Here is a 3,419-nt window from a genome sequence, read left to right on the forward strand (position 1 = left end):
TATTAACATATTCATCAGGAGTTTTTTGCTGTTGATATTGAATTAATTCTTTAAAAAGTTTACCTTTATTTCCTTTTAACATCATGTAAGACTGATGTAATAAGTCTGAAATACCTTCTCCTGTAAAACAATTAACTCCAATAATAACAGGCTGAGAATGTTGTCCTAAAACTTTATGATGAACTTTTGAAATTTGGGTAGCTGTGTCTTGAATATTTGCTTCTTTGGCAAAATAGCTCACCCCTGTTTGCTTGTTAACAAACATATTAAAAACGTAAATAACATTTTGGTGAAATTTTAGTAAATCTCTTAAATATTGGCGGTCGCCTCTCGTAAATAGTTTTTCTGGTGCTATGAGATAATAAATTAAATCTGGCTGAAATTCTAGATTTACAAATTCTGATATACTGAGATTTTCTTCTTGAGGAGCAGAACAATTTTCTCGATATCTTGCTAAAGTAAGGTCTTCTACAATGGGACAATCCTCAATTTGATTAATTCCTAAAGCAACTCGATTATAATTTTCTAAGAGTTCATCACTACAAACACCAGGAGTATCAAAACATTTTAAACCAATAGGAAACTCAATTAGATTAATTTCCTTAGTACAATCTTGATGACCTGTAGACAAGAAGTAATCACTACCAAGCAAACGATTACTTAATGTCGTTTTACCTGCTCCTGTTCTACCTGTAAAAAATAAGTTAATATTATCAATATTTCTAGGATAATTGCCGAGCTTTTCAATGATAAACTTGGCACGAATTTTAGCAATGGATGGAGGCTTAAGTTGGAAATACATAGTTTTTTGTTCCTAACATGTGCTTAAAGAATAGTTTTTAAATCTAGAGCAGGGAATAGTTATGATTTCCCCACTCTGTTACAAGGTTCTAGAGTTAGAATAAAATCCTTTCTAAAATTTTGCTAATTTCTTCTTCATTCTCGCTAACAGCAAAGGAGTTAATCGCTTCCTTATATGGCAATAATATTGCTTGAGTTTCTCGACGCCCTACTTCTACTATTGCCTGAAAATCAGTTTGGAAATTTTGCTTTCCATTAGCACTTTCAATGCCTAAGCCAATAGCTAACAAGTTTTCAACAACAGGATAACCACCTTGTAAATATTTTTTGCCTATCTCTTGTTCTTGTTGTATTACTTCTGGGACTTTTTCTAAAACTTTTTTCTTAACTTCTTTCATGCCCATAAATTTATTCTCAGTAGTTGTGATAGTTTTAACTACGGGTTTAATCACATCTTCACTAACAGTAACTTGTTTTTTCTGTTTCTTTCCACCCATTCCAGCAGCACCAAATATACTAGCACCAAGAACAGGTAGAAATGCTAATCCGCCGGTTGCTAAACCAGCTCCTATTGCCGCCATTGTACCACTCGCCATTTCACCAAAGGCAGCAGCACTTGCACCTGCTAATTGACCAAGATCAATGCCACCAGCCATACCAGCAAGATCAGCCCCACCAGCCATACCACCAGGAGAACCTTCCCCATCAACAAGTTGTTTTCTTGATTCTTGAGATTGTTCATATTCTATAACTTGCTTTTCAACTTCTACGTCTTGAAAATCAGGTACATACTCACTTTTTTCGACTTCCTGGTTGTTATAAACAATCCGATCTACTAAGATTGTTTGCGCTTCTTCTCGTGAAATTTTGGCCTCTTGAGCTAACTGAACAATTGTATCATTCAATTCTTTTGCAGCTTCCAAGGTAGCATCTTCTTCCTGAAAAACTCGAATACCATAATCAGCAACTGCCATATAGGCTTCATTGATTAAGTCTTGATTACCTTGTTTTTCATCTACTTTACGAGTAGCTAAACGACTTGCAATCTGAATTAATGCTTTGCGATAACGGCAACTACGTTCTTGTATAGCAAATTCCTTCAGTTGATCGGGTAAAACTTGTTTAAAGTTACCAATTTTATTATCTGGTAACATTGTAAGCATTAGTTTGGTAATTTGATTAATTCCTGTCCCTTGCTTACAGTCAATTTCAACAATAGGCAAAGATTCATTAGGGTAAAATTCTTGAAAAATTTTAGTTATTTGTTGCCTTGCATCTTCTACACTTGCTTGAGTGGTTATTCTTGTTCCATCATCTGTAAAATGAATATTTAGGGCAAAAATTACTTTATTTTTATCAGTTTGTTTTTTCTGTTTTCTGAGTAAAGCTTTTAAATATTTACGATCTGGTTTCACAAATTGAGTATGAGGAGCAACCACATAAAGAATAATATCAGGTTTACAATTTTCCTGATTTTCGGGGGATTGCCATTGCTCTACTTCTATATCTTCTTTTAAAACTTTTTTAGTAGTAGGATAATCTGAGCAATTCCATAACTCAAATTTATCAACAGGTGTTAATTCCTCATCTTCATCATCAATCTGGGGAAGCATCAAAGCAGCTCGATTAATATTTTCGTATGTGTCGCTACAACCTCCAGCACCAGGAAGATCAAAATACCATAAGTTACTACGCATTTTAAAGAAAACTACCATCCAAGTGCAATCTGTTTTACCTGAACTTTCAAAAACCTCATCATTATTAACATCATTAATAGTATTTGCTAATTTTTTATCAGGATCTATCAAAGTAACTGCTAGTGTAGTTTTACCTGCACCTGTACGTCCAGTAGCATAAAAATTAACAGGTTTTGGAAATAACTCTTTTTCAGATTGTTTTTTTAACCATTCTTCATCTACACGACCACTTAAATCTACTTCTCTGAAATCAAATAGTCGTAAAACATCAGGACGATCTTGAAAGATAAATTGTAGAGTTTGCAATGCTTTGTTAGACATGATAGACGTCTCCTTATTTGGGTTTGATTATTTTTTATGGTAAACAAACCAATCAATATGGTTGAAATTTAGATGTTTTGATGGTTTGAATGATTTATTGAAGCTTAATAGCTTCTTCTTGGCAATTAGCTAGTTGATAGACATTTAGCAAGTTGGTTGAAAATTTAAGATCATCTTTTTGGGCGACCTCCATTACTAAGTTAAAATCAGGTAAAAAGTTGTTAACTTTATTATTACCCCAATAAACTAATGCTTGTTCAGCTTGTTGATTAGCTTCTTTGACTAAACCACACTCCCCTAACATCACCGCCTGATCTAACCGATAAAGACGCTCTTTTTTACCTGTTTCTCTAATGCTTGATGTTGCTCCGCCAACAACCCTATTATTGCTTGCTGCTGTTGCAAAAACAAGCCCAGACATTCCTTCTCTGGGAGGTCGGTTGTGTCGTCGAGAGTGGCCAGCACAGTAATTTCAGTCATATCTGAGTTATAACAGATTCACTTACTTTTGGCAAAGGGACTGCCAACATATATCCTAAACAGGGGGTGCAGGGGTAATTGAGAAGTTACATTTACTGGAGTATCAGAATGGGAAAACAT

The 3,419-nt window shown here is 34.5% G+C and carries 3 protein-coding genes; all 3 read right to left on the minus strand.

Annotated features, from left to right (window positions below; translation table 11 throughout):
* The coding region (locus F6K49_RS37795; RefSeq protein ID WP_293105338.1) for a GTPase at positions 1-802 on the minus strand (802 nt) is incomplete at its 3' end.
* A 94-nt stretch (positions 803-896) separates the two neighbouring features.
* A complete protein-coding gene (locus F6K49_RS37800) occupies positions 897-2,819 on the minus strand; it encodes a hypothetical protein (RefSeq protein WP_293105340.1) in 1,923 nt (640 codons plus the stop codon).
* A 94-nt stretch (positions 2,820-2,913) separates the two neighbouring features.
* Entirely contained in the window at positions 2,914-3,240 is a 327-nt protein-coding gene (locus tag F6K49_RS37805; RefSeq protein WP_293105342.1) for a hypothetical protein, read from the minus strand.
* Positions 3,241-3,419 lie beyond the last annotated feature (179 nt).

Source organism: Moorena sp. SIO3I6 (assembly GCF_010672095.1).

What these genes read in the sequence shown, in the direction of transcription:
- F6K49_RS37805 (WP_293105342.1), bottom strand. Translation starts at nt 3,240, where the DNA reads ATGTCTGGGCTTGTTTTTGCAACAGCAGCAAGCAATAATAGGGTTGTT.
- F6K49_RS37800 (WP_293105340.1), bottom strand. Translation starts at nt 2,819, where the DNA reads ATGTCTAACAAAGCATTGCAAACTCTACAATTTATCTTTCAAGATCGT.